16 protein-coding genes and 1 riboswitch are annotated in these 18,479 nt (G+C 61.5%); of the genes, 8 read left to right on the plus strand and 8 right to left on the minus strand.

What is annotated here, in order from left to right:
• Positions 1-21 precede the first annotated feature (21 nt).
• From M3P21_RS00700 to M3P21_RS00710, 3 genes are read left to right on the plus strand one after another with little or no spacing between them, the layout of a single operon-like run.
• A complete protein-coding gene (locus M3P21_RS00700; RefSeq protein WP_249705981.1) occupies positions 22-771 on the plus strand; it encodes an RNA methyltransferase in 750 nt (249 codons plus the stop codon).
• Positions 772-831: 60 nt separating this feature from the next.
• Positions 832-1,977 (plus strand): heme A synthase, encoded by a 1,146-nt coding sequence (ctaA, locus tag M3P21_RS00705; protein WP_249705983.1) that lies wholly within the window; start codon positions 832-834, stop codon positions 1,975-1,977.
• Between the two features lie 2 nt (positions 1,978-1,979).
• The gene (locus M3P21_RS00710; RefSeq protein ID WP_249705985.1) at positions 1,980-3,449 is read left to right on the plus strand and encodes a carboxypeptidase M32; all 1,470 of its coding nucleotides are present in this window, start codon (positions 1,980-1,982) and stop codon (positions 3,447-3,449) included.
• An 80-nt stretch (positions 3,450-3,529) separates the two neighbouring features.
• On the opposite strand, the gene M3P21_RS00715 is transcribed toward M3P21_RS00710, so the two are convergent.
• Genes M3P21_RS00715 through M3P21_RS00730 form a run of 4 tightly spaced genes read right to left on the minus strand, consistent with a single transcriptional unit; the run spans position 3,530 to position 6,652 of the window.
• A complete protein-coding gene (locus M3P21_RS00715) occupies positions 3,530-4,543 on the minus strand; it encodes a FecCD family ABC transporter permease (RefSeq protein ID WP_249705986.1) in 1,014 nt (337 codons plus the stop codon).
• A gap of 1 nt (position 4,544) precedes the next feature.
• Positions 4,545-5,495 carry an ABC transporter substrate-binding protein gene (locus M3P21_RS00720; protein ID WP_249705987.1) on the minus strand — a complete coding sequence of 317 codons (951 nt, stop codon included), beginning with the start codon at positions 5,493-5,495 and terminating at the stop codon, positions 4,545-4,547.
• A complete protein-coding gene (locus tag M3P21_RS00725) occupies positions 5,496-6,299 on the minus strand; it encodes an ABC transporter ATP-binding protein (RefSeq protein WP_249705988.1) in 804 nt (267 codons plus the stop codon).
• Complete coding sequence (locus M3P21_RS00730) at positions 6,296-6,652, minus strand: DUF1636 family protein (protein WP_249705989.1); 357 nt, start codon at positions 6,650-6,652, stop codon at positions 6,296-6,298. The genes M3P21_RS00725 and M3P21_RS00730 overlap by 4 nt, the downstream gene beginning before the upstream one ends.
• A gap of 102 nt (positions 6,653-6,754) precedes the next feature.
• Positions 6,755-6,962, minus strand: a riboswitch (cobalamin riboswitch).
• A 343-nt stretch (positions 6,963-7,305) separates the two neighbouring features.
• Between M3P21_RS00730 and M3P21_RS00735 the strand changes: the two genes are divergently transcribed.
• Entirely contained in the window at positions 7,306-7,665 is a 360-nt protein-coding gene (locus M3P21_RS00735; RefSeq protein WP_249705990.1) for a hypothetical protein, read from the plus strand.
• 30 nt (positions 7,666-7,695) lie between these two features.
• Here the strand turns inward: M3P21_RS00735 and M3P21_RS00740 are convergent, their stop codons facing one another.
• Both M3P21_RS00740 and gyrA read right to left on the minus strand, forming a co-directional pair.
• Positions 7,696-8,583: an AEC family transporter gene (locus M3P21_RS00740; RefSeq protein WP_249705991.1), complete on the minus strand. Its 888-nt coding sequence runs from the start codon at positions 8,581-8,583 to the stop codon at positions 7,696-7,698.
• An 80-nt stretch (positions 8,584-8,663) separates the two neighbouring features.
• The gene (gene gyrA / locus M3P21_RS00745) at positions 8,664-11,390 is read right to left on the minus strand and encodes a DNA gyrase subunit A (protein ID WP_249705992.1); all 2,727 of its coding nucleotides are present in this window, start codon (positions 11,388-11,390) and stop codon (positions 8,664-8,666) included.
• 193 nt (positions 11,391-11,583) lie between these two features.
• Between gyrA and M3P21_RS00750 the strand changes: the two genes are divergently transcribed.
• A complete protein-coding gene (locus M3P21_RS00750) occupies positions 11,584-11,853 on the plus strand; it encodes an usg protein (protein ID WP_249705994.1) in 270 nt (89 codons plus the stop codon).
• Positions 11,854-11,863: 10 nt separating this feature from the next.
• Here M3P21_RS00750 and M3P21_RS00755 read toward each other — a convergent pair whose 3' ends face one another.
• Positions 11,864-13,426, minus strand: a complete 1,563-nt coding sequence (locus M3P21_RS00755; RefSeq protein WP_249705996.1) for a caspase family protein — start codon at positions 13,424-13,426, stop codon at positions 11,864-11,866.
• Between the two features lie 111 nt (positions 13,427-13,537).
• On the minus strand, positions 13,538-14,491 hold the full coding sequence (locus M3P21_RS00760) for a radical SAM protein (RefSeq protein ID WP_249705998.1): 954 nt from the start codon (positions 14,489-14,491) through the stop codon (positions 13,538-13,540).
• A 171-nt stretch (positions 14,492-14,662) separates the two neighbouring features.
• On the opposite strand from M3P21_RS00760, the gene zwf reads away from it, so the two are divergent.
• The 3 genes from zwf to pgi are packed head-to-tail and all read left to right on the plus strand — an operon-like array spanning position 14,663 to position 18,396.
• Positions 14,663-16,114 carry a glucose-6-phosphate dehydrogenase gene (zwf, locus tag M3P21_RS00765; protein WP_249706000.1) on the plus strand — a complete coding sequence of 484 codons (1,452 nt, stop codon included), beginning with the start codon at positions 14,663-14,665 and terminating at the stop codon, positions 16,112-16,114.
• Positions 16,111-16,782, plus strand: a complete 672-nt coding sequence (pgl, locus tag M3P21_RS00770) for a 6-phosphogluconolactonase (RefSeq protein WP_249706002.1) — start codon at positions 16,111-16,113, stop codon at positions 16,780-16,782. The genes zwf and pgl overlap by 4 nt, the downstream gene beginning before the upstream one ends.
• Before the next feature lie 9 nt (positions 16,783-16,791).
• The gene (pgi, locus tag M3P21_RS00775) at positions 16,792-18,396 is read left to right on the plus strand and encodes a glucose-6-phosphate isomerase (RefSeq protein ID WP_249706004.1); all 1,605 of its coding nucleotides are present in this window, start codon (positions 16,792-16,794) and stop codon (positions 18,394-18,396) included.
• Positions 18,397-18,479: the final 83 nt, after the last annotated feature.

Here is an 18,479-nt window from a genome sequence, read left to right on the forward strand (position 1 = left end):
GCGGCCTTGCAGGAGTGTGACATGCCCAGCGAAAACCCCCAGCCCGCCTTTGTGCTTGTGCGCCCGCAGATGGGCGAGAATATCGGTGCGGCGGCGCGGGCGATGTGGAATTTCGGGCTGGACCGGTTGCGCATTGTCGCCCCGCGCGATGGCTGGCCGAACCCCAAGGCGGTGGCGATGTCCTCGGGCGCGGGGCGGTTGCTGGACGAGGCACAGCTTTGTGACGATCTGCCCGACGCGCTGTCGGATTGCACCTTCGTGTTTGCCACCACGGCACGGCAGCGGGGGTTGACCAAGCCGGTGATGAGCCCCGAGGCCGCGATGCAACTGGCCGCTGAGAAGATCGCGGCGGGGGAAAAGATCGCCGTGCTCTTCGGGCCGGAACGGGCCGGGTTGGAAAATGAGGATATCGCCAAGGCCAATGCCATCATCTCGGTGCCGGTGAACCCGGAATACGCCTCGCTCAATCTCGGGCAATGTGTGTTGCTGGTGGCTTACGAATGGATGCGCCGGGTGGGCGATGTGGTGCATGAGAGCACCGATTTGGGCAAGGGCGACTGGGCGACCGGGCAAGAGGTCGAGAAGCTGGTCGAGCATTACGAGGAACGGCTGGAGGAGGCCGGGTTCTTCTATCCGCCTGCAAAGGCGGCGAACATGAAGCTGAACCTGCGCAATCTGTGGTCGCGGATGCGGATGACACGCGCCGATGTGCAGATGCTGCATGGGATCATGCGCCAGATGGTGCGTTGGAAGGAACGCGGCGGTGAGTGACGCTGGACCTTCCCGTCCCGGCATCCTAGCGTGCGGCCAGACATGGAAAATGAGGGCGAGATGAGCGGAAAGCGCAGCATCTTCGAAGAGGTCTCGGACGACAACAAGCAAGAGGCCGTGCAACCCGGCATGATCGATCGCGGGCGCGGCGGCGCGCGGGGCGGTATCCGCGCCTGGCTAATGGTGCTGTTTGCGCTGGTTGTGGCGATGATCGTGGTGGGCGGGCTGACCCGGCTGACCGATAGCGGGTTGTCGATCACCGAATGGCGTCCCGTCACCGGAGCCGTCCCGCCCATGTCCGAGGTCGAATGGCAGGCCGAGTTCGACAAATACAAACAGATCGACCAGTGGCGCATCCAGAACCAGTGGATGGAATTGCCGGATTTCAAGGAGATCTACTGGTGGGAATGGGGCCACAGGCAGCTGGGCCGGATCATCGGTCTGGTCTGGGCCGTCGGGTTCCTGGGCTTTCTGCTCTTGCGGAAAATCCCGACTGGCTGGACTGGTCGTCTGATCATTCCCGGTGCGCTGGGGGCTCTGCAAGGCGGTGTCGGCTGGTGGATGGTCGCCTCGGGCGTGACGCAGGGCGAGGGGATGATCGCGGTTGCCAGTTACCGGCTGGCGCTACATCTGGGGCTGGCCTTTGTGATCCTCGGGTTTCTGGGCTGGTACATCCTGCTGCTGGGCCGCGAAGAGCGCGCGTTGATGCAGGCGCGGCGAACAAAAGAGGCAAAGCTCTTCTCGCTCTCGACCGGGTTGATGCACTTCGCCTTTCTGCAAATCCTGCTGGGTGCGCTGGTTGCGGGGATCGATGCCGGGCGGTCCTATACCGACTGGCCGCTGATGGGCGGGCAGGTGCTGCCGCCGGATGCCACAGTGCTGGAGCCGATTTGGCGGAACTTCTTTGAAAGCCCGGGACTGGTGCAGTGGATTCATCGCGCGGCGGGTTATCTGCTGCTGATCTTTGTCATCGTTGTCTGGCGGCGCGGCCGGTCCAGCGCCCATCCGCAAACCCGCTTTGCCTTCAATGCGGTGCTGGCCGGGCTGATGCTGCAGGTGGTTCTGGGCGTCATTACCGTGATCTATGCCGCGCCCTGGCAGATCGCCATTCTGCATCAATTGATGGCGGTGCTGGTCTGGGTGCTGATCCTGCGGGCGCGGTTCCTCAGCGCCTATCCCATTTCCACCTCTGTCCGGGGAATATGACCATGACCGCCTATGACGAGTTGATGGCCTATCAGCGCGAGACAACGGCCCTGTCGATGATCGCGGGCCGTTTGGGCTGGGATCAGGAAACCGTGATGCCGCGTGGCGCCGCCAGCCAGCGGGGTGAGGAAATGGCGGCGATCGAGGCGGTGCTGCACGCCCGCCGCTCGGACCCGCGTGTGGGCGATTGGCTGGCCGGCGCCGAGGCCCCGGATCAGGCGGGTGCGGCACAGCTGCGCGAGATTCGCCGCGCCTATGATCGCACGATGAAGGTCCCCGCCGATCTGGCCAAACGCATCGCCCGGGTCACGTCCGAGGCACAGGGCACATGGGCACAGGCCCGCGCTGATGAAGATGTGGCGGCTTTTCTGCCGGTGCTGGAGGAGGTGGTCGCGCTCAAACGCGAAGAAGGTGCGGCGCTGGCCTCGGGCGGTGATGTCTATGACGCCATGATCGAGGATTATGAGCCGCATACGACCGCGGCTCAGATCGGTGCAATCTTTGAAGCGATGCGGCCCCGGCTGGTCGATCTGCGCGCCCGGCTGCTGGCGCAACCCATGTCCGCAGGGCTGGAGGGCGAATTTGACGAGGCCAAGCAGATGGAACTGACCCATCTTCTGGCGCGCACCTTCGGCTACGATCTGGATCGGGGCAGGTTGGACAAGGCGGTGCACCCGTTCAGCTCGGGCTCCGGCAATGATGTCCGCATCACCACGCGCACCAGCCTGACCGACCCGTTCAACTGCTTCTACTCGACCATTCACGAGGTCGGCCACGCCACCTATGAACAGAATATCGACTCCGCCTATCTGCTGACGCCGCTGGGGCAGGGCGCATCCATGGGCGTGCATGAAAGCCAGAGCCGGATCTACGAGAACCAGATTGGCCGCTCGCGCGCCTTCACCGGCTGGCTTTTCGGGCAGATGCGCGACACGTTCGGGGGTTTTGGGATCGCGGATGCAGATGCGTTTTACGCCGCCGCCAACCGCGTCCATAACGGCCATATCCGCACCGAGGCGGATGAGGTGCAGTATAACCTGCACATCATGCTGCGCTTTGATCTGGAGCGCGCCCTGATGCAGGGCGACCTGCAGGTCCGCGATCTGGAAGCCGCCTGGAATGACCGGTTCGAGGATGATTTCGGCTATGCGGTGGACCGGCCCTCAAACGGCTGTCTGCAGGATGTGCATTGGTCGGTTGGCCTGTTTGGGTATTTCCCGACCTACAGCCTGGGCAATGTCTATGCCGGGTGTCTTTATGAGGCGCTGCGCCGCGCGGTTCCCGATCTGGATGCGCAACTTGCTGCCGGAGACACCTCGGGCGCGACGGCCTGGTTGCGCGACGCCCTGCAACGCTTTGGCGGGCTTTATGCACCACGCGATGTGATCAAGCGGGCCAGCGGGATGGAGCCATCGCCTGAACCGCTGCTGAACTACCTTGAGAGCAAATTCGGCGCACTCTATGGGCTTTGAGGCTTGCAGGTGATGTCGGCCAAAGGTGTGCTGTGCGGATCGGGACGAAACGCTGGCCTTTCTGGCATGGCACGCGCGTTCTAATTGCGGGTTCTCACCGTTCGGAACAACAGCAAGAAGACGAAGGCTGAACCGATCGAGGTGGTGACGATCCCGACGGGCAGTTCCTGCGGTGCCAGAAGCAGTCTGCTGAGGATGTCCGAGCCGGTCAGCAAGGCCGCGCCCACCAATGCGGCTGTTGGCAAAAGCTGGCTGTGCAGCGGCCCCGCGATCCCGCGCGCGATATGGGGGACCATCAGGCCGACAAAGCCGATGACGCCGGCGACCGAGACAAATACGGCCGTTGCAAGAGCCGATGCGAAGAACATGCTGAACCTCAGGCCCTGCACCGGAACGCCCAGAGTTGCGGCGGTCAGGTCTCCGGTCAGGAGCGCGTCCAGCCAGCGGTTTCGGTACAGAGAATAGCTCAGGATCAGCAACAATCCGGCGCAGACAAGCGGGAAAGTCTCCCACCGGGCCAGACCCAAGCCGCCCAGCATCCAGAAGATGACGGAATGCGCCGCGCGGCTGTCGCCCGCGAAGATCAGATAATTGGTGATGGCCGAAAACAGGAAGGAAACTGCAAGCCCCGCAAGGATCAGCTTTTCCGGCGCGCTGGTGCGCAAGCCGTGGACCAGCGCCAGCACAATGCCTGACGCCACAAGCCCGCCGCAAAAAGCTGCCAGCGGCAAAGTCCAGAAACCCAGAATGTCGCCGGTCACGGTGATGACGAACACGGCCCCTGCCGCGGCGCCTGACGACAGACCAAACAGGAACGGGTCGGCCAGATCGTTGCGCGTTGTGGTTTGCAGAACCACACCGACAAGGCCCAAGCCCGCGCCGATTACAGCGGCAAACAATGCGCGGGGCAAGCGCAGGTCAAAGACGATGCGGTGCATCGCAGACATCTCGCCCTCGACCAGCCCGGTTCCCAGCAGAATCGCCGTCACGGTGTCGGACAGGGGAATGGATGTCGTGCCATAAATGGTCGAAATCAGCAAAAGGGCGGCCAGAACGACCGCCCCCAGCAACAGTGTCAGGCCCAATCGGCCCATATCAGTTGAGATCCGGATGCATGGCCCGCGCCATTTTCGAGATCGCGTCGATATTCGCGGGCCCCGGTGTCAGCTCTTCGTAGCGCAAGCCGATCCAGCGTTGGTTCTTCACGGCATCGGTTTGCGACATCACGGGGTGTTCCTGCAGGAATTTGAAGGTATCCGCCGCGCCATTGCCGGTCTGATAATCCAGCAGGACCAGAAATTCCGGATTTGCCGCCGCAACCGCCTCCCAGGACGTCCGGCCCCAGCTTGTGTCCATCCCATGGGTGACATTCTCGCCCCCAGCCGCCGCAATCATCGCGTCCGGGATTGCGAACTTGCCTGCCGTAAAGGGTGCGTCCGCCGGGCCGTCCAGCAGGAAAACACGGGGTTTTGCCAGATCAGCGGTCTGCGTGCGGATTGTAGACAGTTGTTCTTTCCAGCTAGAAACCAGCGCCTCGGCCTTGTCCTCGACATGCATGACCTTGCCCAGTCGCAGAACGTCGTCGAACAGCAGGTCCATGCTGGCCTCGGGGCGGTCCTTGTCCAGATGGACGCAGCTTTCCGTCAGGATCATGGTCTTGATGCCAAACGGTTTCAACGTATCCGGCGTCACGTCGCCGCCCGGCTTCATGCCATAATACCAGCCCGCGAAGAACAGGTCGGGTTCAGCCGCGACCAGATTTTCAACCGTCGGGTATTTCGGCGCAAGCTCGGGGATGTCACCGCGCAGCGTCTCGAATTCAGGGCTCGTCTTGTACCAACCGGTAATGCCGGTCAGGCCGACGATCTTGTCCTGCAGGCCAAGCGCGAAGGCCATATCGGTCATGTTCATGTCATGAACAACCAGCCGCTCGGGCTGGGTTTCAAACACCAGAGGTTTGCCGCAATTGTCGACCGTCACCTCATGGGCGGTGGCGGCGCTGCTTGCCATGGCTGAGACCAGCGCCACGGACCAGATGTGTTTCATTTAGGAATGCCCCTTCATTTGGGTGGAGAATGTGGTTCTTCGGATATCCAACGCTGGAATTACCCGGCCTTCATGGGGAAAGCTCAGGTAATCAACGCCAAATGTTTCGCGCACCCGTTCAGGCGTCAGCACGTCGGCCACCGGGCCAAAACCGGTCAACCGGGTGGATTTCATCAGCGCGACATGGGTGGCGAATTCGGGGATCATCACCAGATCATGGACGATCATGACCACGGTGATGCCAAGCTCAGCGACCAGCGACAGCATCCGCCCCTTGGCATCCGGGTCCAGATGGTTGGTCGGTTCGTCGAGAAACAACAGCGATGGGTTCTGCGCCAGCGCCCGCGCGATATGAGCCCGCTGACGCTCACCCCCGGAAAGCTGAGCCTTCCGCTTGTCGGCCATTGCGCTCAGACCCGTCAGGTCAAGTATTCGGCTCAGTTCTCTGGCATGGTCCTCGGACGAGCGATCCGCGCGGATCGGAATCTGCCCCAAAGCGATGTAATCCCGCAGCGCCAAACGCCCATCCGGCAGTTCTTGCTGACTGACCACGGCGATCATCCGCGCGCGCTCTTTGGCTGAAAGGTCTTTCAGACTGCGCTCATTGATCGACACATCCCCCAACGCCAGCGCCTCTGCCCCGCAAAGCAGGTTCAGCAGGGTGGTTTTGCCTGCGCCATTGGGACCAGCAATCGCCAGAATGGCGCCCTCGTTCACCTCGAAGGACACACCCTGCAACAGGGCGTCACCGTTCTGCGCATAAAACTCCAGGTCTCTGGCTTTCAGAAAGGGGGTGGGTGTCATGTCGGCACCTCTTGCGTGATCCGGGGCATCCGCGACAGGGTTTTCGTCAGCAACAGGTGCGGTCGCTCGGTGGCTCGGGTCCAGCCATCCGGGCTTTGAAAGTACTGGTCGGCAAATTCTGCCAACGCCTCGACGTCTTGCGCGGTCCGAATGTCGCCGAACAGGTACTGCGCCTTGTTAGGTGCCTGAAACCCGACCGTTCCTGGATGGTCGCAGCCCGCCATACAGTCGACAGAGCGGATTGCAAAACCCTCGGGCAGCCGGTTCGTCAACGCCTCACGCAGGGAGATGGCAGACCGGCCAGCGGTGCAGGTCGTGCAGATCAGCAGGAAATGGTCAGCTTTTTGCGGCATTGTCCGCCCCGCATGTGCCCAAGCGCGGATCGCAGGTGCCGGTTATATAAACCCGTGTCTGACGTGCCATCAAAGCCTCCTTCCAGGACGCCCCGCCCCGGGTTGGTTGAACATCTGATGGCAGGTCTCCTGACTTGCGGGTCGTTGCGCGGCCATCCTTCCCGGCCTTGGGGCCAGTGGCTGATTGGCGTTGCTCACCACTTACAGTTGCGGGGGCAGTTACGGACTTGGCGCTGATCGGCAGACCTCACCGTATTCCCTTTTTCGTCCCCTGGGCGCACCATGGGGAACCATCTGACTGCCTGAGTGCCCGAGGCCGCGAGATGTGTCAATACGGGCAGGACATTTCAACAAAACGAACCGTTCTTGTGGGATGACAGCTTTCAGGACCAGAAGCCGCCATTCGCCTCGCAGACAACATCAGGCACATTTGGTCGCAGAGCAGACATCCAATCCCGGTCCGCTCAGTCAAAATCCGACGTTGCCACCCAAATAACATCCATTGTGATATCTTTCACAGAAACAATACGTGCACTCTGGTAATATTGTTTGGTGAGACGTTGCTTGGCGGCATAAAGTTTCAAAAAAACGGACATTTTTTGAAGCATTGTTGCGCGATCTATGCCACACTTGTCTCGTAGTAATGAGTAAAATTGTGCGGTGTTGTTATGTTACATTCAAATCCTATACCGTCTGGACCGCAACCTGCGGCAATAGACTGTGAAACGGCGATCCTGATCCGGTCCGTCTTCCTTCCCATTTTCAACCGTGTCTCAAGTTGGACGGCGCTGATTGATGAGATGCAGGCGAGGGAATACAGTCTTGCCTTCCGGGGCGGGACCTTTTCGATCATTGATGACCGGAACGGAAAACGCCTGTGCGGATTGCGGTTCCTTGGGCTGAACTTGCAGGAGCTTGTCGCGCGGATGGGACGGCCGAAAGTGATCGTGCGTTCCGGACGCAAACTCGACGGTGAACTGATGCGCGATCCGGCGGAACTCCTGCGGAATTGAGATGCCGCGCGAGGGTCGCGACAGGCCGCCTCAAATCCAGTAGGTCAGTGCGACCGGCAGCACCAGTATGGTGGCGAGCGTCGACACGAGGATAAAGCCGGCCACATCCGGCCCGTATTCCGGCATATGCTGATCGATGAAGAGATAGGTCGCGACGGATGAGGGCATCAGACAACACAGCATGAAGGCCCCGCGCTCGGCCCCGGTAAAGCCAAAGACCGGCACCAGCAGGCTGGCGATGGCCACCGCCATGATCAGATGCAGCAGTGTCAGAACCACCGACCGCCAGAGCGCGCCCACCTTGAGCGTCGCCAGTGTGTGACCCAATGTCAGCAGCATCAGCGGAATCGACATCCCGCCCAGAATATCGAAGGATTTCTCGACCGGTGAGGGCAGGGTCTGTCCTGTGGCCATCAGCCCAAGCGAGAGGATCACCGCATAGATAATGGGCGAGGTCAGCAGGTTTTTCAGCGAAAAGGTCCCGGCGGGAATCCACATGCCGATGGTGAAGACGCTGACCAGCACGACGACGACAAAGGCCATCGTATAGGCCATGCCCGTATCTCCGAAAGCCAGCAGGGTGATCGGCAGGCCGATATTGCCCACATTGGAATGCATCAGCGGCGTCAGAAAGGCGCGCACCGGCAGCTGCATGGCCTTGAGAACCAGAAAGCCCAGAATGGCGAACCCCGCAACCACCAGGGACGCTGCCGCGAGCATGTCCAGAAAGGACGCGACGGCGATCTTTGTGCTCGAAAGATGCGAGATGATCAGGGTCGGATAGCCAACCTTTGCCACAATCGCGCCGATGATCTTGTTGTCGTACGGTGCCTTTGCAATCGCCAGCCACCAGCCGATCCCGGCGCAGATCATCACCGGCAGAACCACATTCAGGACATGTAGGAAAAGCTGTTCCAAACCGCACCTTCTACCCGAATGGCCGGACACCCGGCGGGGGCAGGGCAAGGCCGTCGGAACGGCCTTGCTCGCATCTTGTCTTAGTCTTCGGGCTCGTCCTCGGCCTGCTCGGCGATCCAGGCCACGCTGACGACCTCTTCGCCCTTGCCGGTGTTGAACACCTTCACCCCGCCGGCAGAGCGCGAACGGAACGAGATGCCATCCACCGGCACCCGGATCGACTGGCCCTTCGACGTTGCCAGCATGATCTGGTCGTCCAGTTCCACCGGGAAGGACGCCACCAGTGCGCCGCCGCGCATCGCCTTGTCCATGGCCGCCACGCCCATGCCGCCGCGTCCGCGCACCGGGTAGTCGTGGCTGGAACTCAGCTTGCCGGAGCCACCCGAGGTGATGGTCAGAATCAGCATTTCAGAGGCCGACATCTCGGCATATTTGTCCTGGCTGAAATCGCTGCTGGCGGAGACGCCTTCATCTTCGCCATTGTCCTCGTCTGTCAGACCCGCCACGGCGCGGCGCATCTTCAGATAGGCGGCGCGGTCCTCGGGGCTGGCCTCGAAATGGCGGATCACCGACATCGACACGACACGGTCGCCATTGCTGAGACGGATGCCCCGCACCCCTGTCGACTCGCGCGAGTTGAAGACCCGCACATCGGTGGTGCGGAACCGGATGGCACGACCGGAGTTGGTGACCAGCATCACATCATCCTCATCCGAGCAGATGCGCGCGTTTACCAGTTCCACGCTCTCGGGCAGCTTCATGGCGATCTTGCCGTTTCGCCGGACATTGGTGAAATCGGACAACCGGTTGCGCCGCACATCACCGGCGCTGGTGGCAAACACCACCTGCAGGTTTTCCCATTCCGCATCCGGCACATCCACCGGCATGATCGCCGCAATCGACACACCCACCGGGATCGGCAGGATGTTGACGATGGCCTTGCCCTTGCCGGTGCGCCCGCTCAGCGGCAGACGCCAGGTCTTGAGCTTGTAGACCATGCCGTCCGTGGTGAAGAACAGAAGTTGGGTGTGCGTATTGGCCACGAAGAGGGTGGTGACCACATCCTCTTCTTTGGTCTGCATCCCCGATATCCCTTTGCCGCCGCGCTTTTGCGAGCGGAAATCGGCAAGCGGGGTGCGTTTGATATAGCCACCGCTTGTCACGGTCACGACCATATCCTCGCGCTCGATCAGGTCCTCGTCTTCCATATCGCCGGACCAGTCGACGATCTCGGTGCGGCGCGGAACGGCGAAGTTTTCCCTTACCTCGCGCAGCTCATCGGCGATGATGCCCATGATGCGCTCGCGCGAGCCCAGAATCTCAAGGTATTCCTTGATCTTGCCAGCCAGTTCTTCCAGCTCGTCGGTGACTTCCTTGACGCCGATCTGGGTCAGGCGCTGCAGGCGCAGTTCGAGGATGGCACGGGCCTGCGTTTCGGACAGGTTATAGGTGCCGTCCTCGTTCGCCGTATGCGTCGGATCGTCGATCAGAGCGATATATTCCAGGATCGGCTGGGCCGGCCAGCGCCGGGTCATCAGTTTGTCACGCGCTTCGGCCGCGTCAGCCGATTGCCGGATCGTTGCGACAATTTCGTCGATGTTGGTGACGGCAACGGCCAGACCGCACAGGATATGACTGCGCTCGCGTGCCTTGCGCAACAGATACGCGGTTCGGCGCGCAACGACATCTTCACGGAAGTCGATGAACGATGTCAGGAAACGGCGCAGGGTCAGCTGTTCGGGCCGACCACCATTCAACGCCAGCATGTTGCAGCCGAAATAGGTTTGCATCGGTGAAAAGCGATACAGCTGGTTCAGCACCACCTCGGGCGTCGCGTCGCGCTTCAACTCAACCACGACGCGCACACCATTGCGGTCGGATTCGTCCTGTACATGGGCCACGCCTTCGATCTTCTTCTCGCGGACCTGCTCGGCAATCTTCTCGATCATCGAGGCCTTGTTCACCTGATAGGGGATCTCGTCCACGACGATGGCGTAGCGGTCTTTGCGCAGTTCCTCGACCCGGGTCTTGGCGCGGATGACGACGCTGCCGCGCCCCTCCAGATAGGCCTTGCGCGCACCTGAGCGGCCCAGCATCACACCCCCGGTGGGGAAATCGGGGCCGGGCACATAGTCGATCAGCTGTTCGCTGGTCAGGTCCGGGTCGTCGATCAGCGCCAACGTGGCATCCACGACCTCGCCCAGATTGTGCGGCGGGATGTTGGTGGCCATGCCGACGGCGATCCCACCGGCACCATTGACCAGCATGTTCGGGAAACGGGCGGGCAGGACGGTCGGTTCCTTGTCCTTGCCGTCGTAATTGTCCTGAAAATCGACCGTGTCTTTTTCGATATCGGCCAGAAGCGAGGCGGCGGGCTTGTCCATCCGCACCTCGGTATAGCGCATGGCCGCCGGGTTATCGCCATCCATCGAGCCAAAGTTGCCCTGACCATCCAAGAGCGGCAGCGACATCGAGAAATCCTGCGCCATCCGCACCAATGCGTCATAGATCGCGCTGTCTCCGTGCGGGTGGTATTTACCCATCACATCGCCGACCGGACGCGCCGATTTGCGATAGGATTTTTCGTGGGTATTGCCGGTCTCGTGCATCGCATAGAGGATGCGCCGGTGCACCGGTTTCAGCCCGTCGCGCAGGTCGGGGATGGCACGGCTGACAATCACGCTCATCGCGTAATCGAGATAAGATGTGCGCATCTCGGATTCGATGGAAACCGTCGGCCCGTCATAGACTGGGCGTTCAGGCGGGGTTTCATCCATGTTTTCAGGAGTTTCTGGCGTATCGCTCAAGTGGTCTGCCCGATCTTCATTCTGGGTCTATATCTTGTGGCTGCACTCTATCAGACAGCGCATATAGGGTGCAAGCGGCGTGATTTGTGACGCAAAAAGCGCAGTTCACATTGCGTTAACATATTGTTTTCCGAAAGGATTAACCATTTCTATGCTATCATGGGGGGACCACAGCACAAACTGGAGGTCTTAGATGGAGAGAAGTGAAACAGAGTTGATGCTTAAAGGGTACGGGCTGACCACGGCGGAATTTTTCTACCACATGCCTGATTATGTCCATGTTCTGAATACATTTATTTGGCAAGATTATGATATGGCACCAGATCACCCGAAGCTTTTTGAATTCGTGGAATTCTGGCAGCGAGAGATTGAAGGCCCGCTGCATTCGGTGCGGTTCACACATCGCAAGATGATATCGCCGGGCGAATGGCAGAATGTGAAGGGGGAATTCTACGTCAACTGACGCGGGCGCCTCAGCCCACGCGCCAGGCATAAACGGCACACCCGGTAGAGCCGTTGGCAGTAAAGCTGTTGCCATCCGGCGCAAGCCGACCGCGCCATGTCACCGTGATGCCGGGGAAATAATCGGTCCCCGAAAGCTGGCTTTCGTTCAGATAGATCACGGTGTTGGCCTTCTGGCCCAGTGAATCCGCAAGCTTGCCATTGTACTTATTGCCCCCAGCGCGCGTATAGCGCACTTGGCCGGTAACCTTCACCAGCAGGGCGCAGGTGGCCTTGAAGTTCCAGGTTCCCGCCATGCTCAGCGTTGTGGTCTTCGGCTTCAGAGCGGGCGTTGGCGCCACCGCCACTTTGCAGATTGTGCCATTGTGACCCTGCAACTCTTCCAGCGCATGGGCGGTGCCCAGATCATCCGCGCCCAGATCGGACCCGCTGTCGCGCAGATAGGCGCCAAACGCGCGCCGTGTGCGCGGCCCGGCAACGCCGTCGGCCCCACCGGCGCTGCATCCAAGCGCGTTCAGCGCCACTTGCGTGTCGCGCATGACGTTGCGCTGGTCGGTGACCACCGGGTCGGCGGCCACCTCGACCGTTTCCGTGTCTGCCTGACGGGACACCGGGGCGGTGTCGGCCTGTGCCAGCGACTCGCGCAGTTGCAGCGCAACCGTGTAGCTGTAATCGTCCGCGTTTGCCTTGTAGCGGTTCAGAAAGCTGTCCAGAGCGTTCACCGTGCCGACAGAGCGCGCCAGTTCCAGGTCGGCGCGCATGCCCGTGTCGGGCAGGGCGCTTGCCACCGGTGCCGCCACGGCGGCATTGGTGAAATAGAACTCCCCAAGCAATTCGTCGTAATAGGCAGGCACCTGACGGTGCTGCACCGAACTGGCCAGGTCGCGAACCTCGATCCGCAGGTCAGAGACCAGTGCGCGCAGTTCCAGACCTGGTTTCGAAAGACGCGGCAGCAGCGCGCGGGTAAAGACCGAGTTCTGCGCCTCGTCCCCGTCATGCAGCCTGTCCAAAGCCATCTGCCCCGCTCCGGCCGAGAAGATCACGAATGTGCCCTGCGGCGCGGCGATCCGGCCCAGACCCCGTGTGCCGCCGATGCTGCGGCCCTGCGCGGTCTCGAACGGGTTGTCGCGACACGCGTCGATCACCGCGATCGCGGTGCGCGCGCCGGTCTTGCGCACCCGGTCCAGCAGGTCCGACAGAGCAATGGATTCGGATTTAACGAAATCACTCTCGCCACCCGAGGGCGCGATAATGTCGGTTGGCAGCAAATAGTTCTCGCCGTCGATCTCGACACCGTGACCGGCATAAAACACAAAGGCAGTGTCTCCGGGCTGCAGTTTCGAGGTGAACTCCGAGATGCGGCTGTTCATGCCGCGCCGATCCTGATCGATGGCCTCGACCGTATCGAACCCCAGCCCGCGCAGCTTTTCACTGACCGCGCGTGCGTCAGCGCCGGCCTTTTCCAGTACGGGCACATCTGAATAGCTGTCATTGCCGATGACCAGAGCCATCCGGTTTGCGGCCAACACGCTATGGGGCAGCAAGCCCAGCAGCAGGATCAGAACATAGCGCATGACGAATTCCTTGTGATCGACAGGCCCGAAAGGCATGGGCCTGCCTCGCACTATACGAATCCCTTGCCCGCGCGATCAGTGAATTTTGTCACAATGTGGAATTTCAGAGGTTCAGGCGGAACAGCTTGCTCCGCCCAGGACGCAGAACTTGGCGCAATGGGGGTGGTTGAGATGCACGTCGCGCTCGGCCTCTTGCAGTGTATCCCCCAGTTCGAACTCGGGCGCATAAGGCAGCAGCGTGCAGGCCAGAACCGTAGGCGAGGGTGCCCCCTTGCGCTTGACCACCATGCGCGAGCTTGCGCACATGACATCCTCGGGGGATTTGTTCAGGATGCCCCAGCAAGCAGTTGTAATCTCGGGGACTTCGGCGGTTTCGTCCATCTCGGGAAACAACACGGTCTGGCCCGGATCGCGGGCATCTATGTCGAACCCATGCGCCTGGTAAAACGCGGCATAGCCCGCGCGGCTATCGGCGTCGCTGTCGCCCCAGACAGTACGACCGGCCACTGCCATGCGGACCCCGTTGTCGCGCAGCCAGCGCATTCCTTCGAGGGTTTTTTCGAAACTGCCCGCGCCACGTTCTTCATCATGCAACTCGGAGCGAAAATGATCGACCGAAATGCGCAGGGTCAGCTTGTCACCATACCGCGTGCACAAATCCTGCAGCCCGGCGCGCATGGTTTTTCGCATCATCGGACGCATGGCGTTGGTGAGAATCAGCACCTCATAGCCGCGCGACAGGCAGGCCCCGGCCATTTCGATCATCTGCGGGTTCATGAAGGGCTCGCCCCCGGTGAATCCGATCTCGCGCACCGGCCAGCCGCGCGCCTCGATCTGATCCAGATACCCCGAGACCTCATCCGCGGTGATATAGACCAGCGCATCATTGGTCGGGCTGCTGAGGATATAGCAGTTGGCGCATTCGATATTGCACAGCGTTCCGGTGTTGAACCACAGCGTTTCCGGCCGTGACAGCGCCACGCTGGCGCGCTGCGATCCATCCGCGGTGACATGCCTGTTCTGAAACTTGCCCGCATTCGCGGTTGGCTGCTCGACGTCTTTCATGATTGTCTTCCGGCGTGGTGAGTTGAATGGTGTCTACCGCAAAGATGGGGGTGAGGGAACGAAACGCCCCGTCAGGTGACAGGTTTGTGATTGTTAGAGAAATGTCATCTTTCGCAAATATTGTTGGCGCTAACATTGGACTTTGGCAAAGCGACGGATTAAGGACGGGTCATGGTATCTCGCGTCATCCCGGTCGAGCCTTTCGACCTCGTCATTTTCGGCGGCACAGGCGACCTTGCCCGGCGCAAGATCCTGCCCGCGCTCTATCGCCGGTTCCGCGCCGGTCAGATGCCCGCCGGATCGCGGGTGATCGGTGCCGCGCGCTCGGCCCGTTCGACGAACGACTACCGTGCGTTTGTTCGTGAAGCGCTGGTGGAGTTCGGCTCTGCGGATGAGGGCGGTCAGGTCGAGTCCGCGTTCCTCGCGCTGGTGCACTTTGTACAGATTGACGTGACGGGGGCGCAGGGCTGGGCCGAGCTTGCCGCGCAACTGCAACCGGATCGCGTGCGGGCCTATTATTTTTCGGTCCGGCCGCGCCTCTTCGGGGCATTGGCCGAACGTATCCAGTCGCACGGGCTGGCGACGCCGGATACCCGGATCGTGGTCGAGAAACCCTTTGGCAACGATCTGGCCAGCGCGCAGTTGCTCAACGCCACCCTTGCCGCGCATTTCGAGGAAAACCAGATTTACCGGATTGATCATTATCTGGGCAAGGAAACCGTCCAGAACCTGATGGCGATCCGCTTTGGCAACATGATGTTCGAGCCGCTCTGGAACAGCCAGTATGTGGATCACATCCAGATCACCGTGGCCGAATCCGTGGGGGTCGGCGGGCGCGGCGATTATTATGACCGCGCGGGCGCGATGCGGGACATGATGCAGAATCACCTGATGCAGCTTCTGTGCCTGATCGCAATGGAACCGCCCGCCAAGTTCGATCCCGACGCGGTGCGCGACGAAAAGCTCAAGGTGATCCGCGCGCTTGGCCCGGTCGAACCGCACCACATCGTGCGCGGCCAGTACGAGGGCAACGGCGATTTGCCCGGCTATCGCGACGAGGTGGGCAATGCACGCTCTTTCACCGAAAGCTATATCGCGCTCAAGGCACATGTCAGCAATTGGCGATGGGCGGGCACGCCGATCTATCTGCGTACCGGCAAGCGGCTGGTGGCGCGCTCCTCGGTCATCAATGTTGTGTTCAAGGATGCGCCGCATTCGATTTTCGGCGAAGCGGCGGGGCGGCATGCCAATCTGCTGTCGATCCGTCTGCAGCCCAACGAGGGCATCACGCTGAAAGTGACGATCAAGGAACCGGGGCCGGGTGGCATGCGGCTGGTCGACGTGCCGCTGGACATGAGCTTTGCCGAGGCGCTGGGACCCGACAGTCAGAGCGCGACAGATGCCTATGAGCGCTTGATCATGGACGTGATCCGGGGCAACCAGACCCTGTTCATGCGCGGTGACGAGGTCGAGGCCGCATGGGCCTGGACGGACCCGATCATCTCGGGCTGGACGGCGGCAGGTGATGTGCCGAAACCCTACGAGATCGGCAGCACGGGACCAGGCGACGCCGAGCTGCTGATGAAACGCGACGGTCGCCAATGGCAGGGGATCAACCCATGAACCTGAGGGAATACGCGGATCGCGACATGCTGGCCATCGACGTGGCCAACATGCTGGCCGGAGAGCTTGAGACAGCGCTTTTGCATCATGACACCGTGTCGCTGGCGGTGCCCGGCGGCACCACGCCGGGCCCGATCTTCGACGTGCTCTGTGCCGCCGATCTGGAATGGGACCGGGTGCATGTGCTGCCCACGGACGAGCGCTGCGTGCCACTGGGCAACGATCGCTCGAACGCCCGTCTGATCGCGGAACGCCTGCTGGTCAACCGGGCCGCCAAGGCGCGGTTCCTGCCGCTTTATGAGCCTGCTGACGATCCCACTGATGGCCTGACTGTGAGGGGTGAGCGGATCACCGCGCTGCGGCCCCTGTCGGTTCTGATGTTGGGGATGGGGTCGGACATGCACACCGCCTCGCTTTTCCCCGGCATGCCGGGGCTGGCGGCGGCGCTGGACGCCCATGCGCCCGCCGTGACTATCGCGCAGCCCGAGACCCAGCCCGAGACCCGCGTCACCCTGACCGCGCCGGTTCTGAACGGGGCGCTGTCCAAACATCTGGTGATTTTTGGCCCCGACAAGCGCGCGGTGCTGGAGCGCGCCATGACGCTGCCCCCCGAAGAGGCGCCCATAGCGGCGGTGCTTGACGGCATCACGGTACACTGGGCGGAATAAGGTAAATCGATGTTCGAGAATTTGAGAGCGCTGAAATCCCGAACGAAGGCGCGCAGGATCACCGATCTGTTCGACGCCGACGCGACGCGCGCAAGCCGGTTTTGCTGTGAAACCAGTGACATGCGGCTGGATTATTCCAAGACGCAGATCGATGATGACATTCGCGACGCCCTGATCGCGCTTTGCGATAGCGTGGCGCTGGCCGACAAGCGCGACGCCATGTTCTCGGGCGCGCCGATCAACGAGACCGAAGGGCGTGCGGTGCTGCACACAGCCCTGCGCAACCTCGACGGCGGTCCGGTGGTTGTCGACGGTCAGGATGTCATGCCCGAGGTTCTGGCAACGCTCGCGCGGATGCGGCACTTTGCCGATGCGGTGCGCGACGGTGCGCTGACCGGGGCAGGCGGAGCCATTACGGATGTGGTCAATATCGGTATCGGCGGGTCTGATCTGGGGCCTGCGATGGCGGTGCTGGCGCTGGCGCCCTATCATGACGGACCGCGTTGTCATTTCGTGTCCAATGTGGACGGTGCCGACATCTCTGATACGCTGCGCGGGCTGGACCCGACCCGAACGCTGGTGATCGTCGCCTCGAAAACCTTCACCACCATCGAGACCATGACCAACGCCCGTACCGCCCGCGCCTGGATTCGCGAGGGCGGCGGCGATCCGTTCAGGCAATTCGCGGCACTTTCCACCGCGCAGGATCTGACCGCAGATTTTGGCATCCCGGCGGATCATGTGTTCGGCTTTGCCGACTGGGTTGGCGGGCGCTATTCACTCTGGGGTCCGATCGGCCTGTCGCTGATGATCGCCATCGGACCGAAAGCCTTCGACGCATTTCTGCGCGGCGGGCAGGCGATGGATGTGCATTTCCGCTCTGCCGCGCGGCACGAAAACATGCCGGTGATGCTGGCGCTGATCGGTCTCTGGCATCACCAGATCTGCGGCTATACCAGCCGCGCTGTCCTGCCCTATGACCAGCGTCTCGCGCGCCTGCCTGCCTATTTCCAGCAGCTTGAGATGGAATCAAACGGCAAATCGGTGGCGATGAACGGTTCCTCTTTGACCGAGCCCTCCGGCCCGATCGTCTGGGGTGAGCCGGGCACCAACGGGCAACACGCGTTTTACCAGTTGATCCATCAGGGCACAGATGTGGTGCCCTGTGAATTCATGATCGCGGCGCGAGGGCATGAGCCCGAACTGGCCCATCACCACCGCCTGCTGGTCGCCAACTGCCTGGCCCAGTCCGAGGCGCTGATGCGGGGCCGCTCGCTGGAGGACGCGCGCGCGCGCATGGCGGCCAAAGGGCTGACCGGTGATGAACTGGAACGACAGGCGCGCCACCGGGTCTTTGCAGGCAACCGGCCCTCGACCACGCTGATCTATCCGCAATTGACGCCCTTTGTTCTGGGCCAGATCATCGCGCTTTATGAACATCGCGTTTTTGTCGAAGGGGTGATCCTTGGCATCAACTCCTTCGATCAGTGGGGCGTTGAACTGGGCAAGGAACTGGCCACCTCGTTGGGTCCCATCGTGGATGGCGCGCAGAGCACCGAGGGCAAGGACGGCTCGACCGCCGCGCTGGTCGATTACGTGCTGCGCTATCGCTGAGCGCACTGCCATCTTGTCAGCCGCGCCCGCGCTCGTCAGAGTGCAGGGTGGGAGGAAGGACCACGTGGCATCCGTTTGGATGC

The organism is Ruegeria spongiae (assembly GCF_023502395.1).
Taxonomy (GTDB): Bacteria; Pseudomonadota; Alphaproteobacteria; order Rhodobacterales; family Rhodobacteraceae; genus Ruegeria_C; species Ruegeria_C spongiae.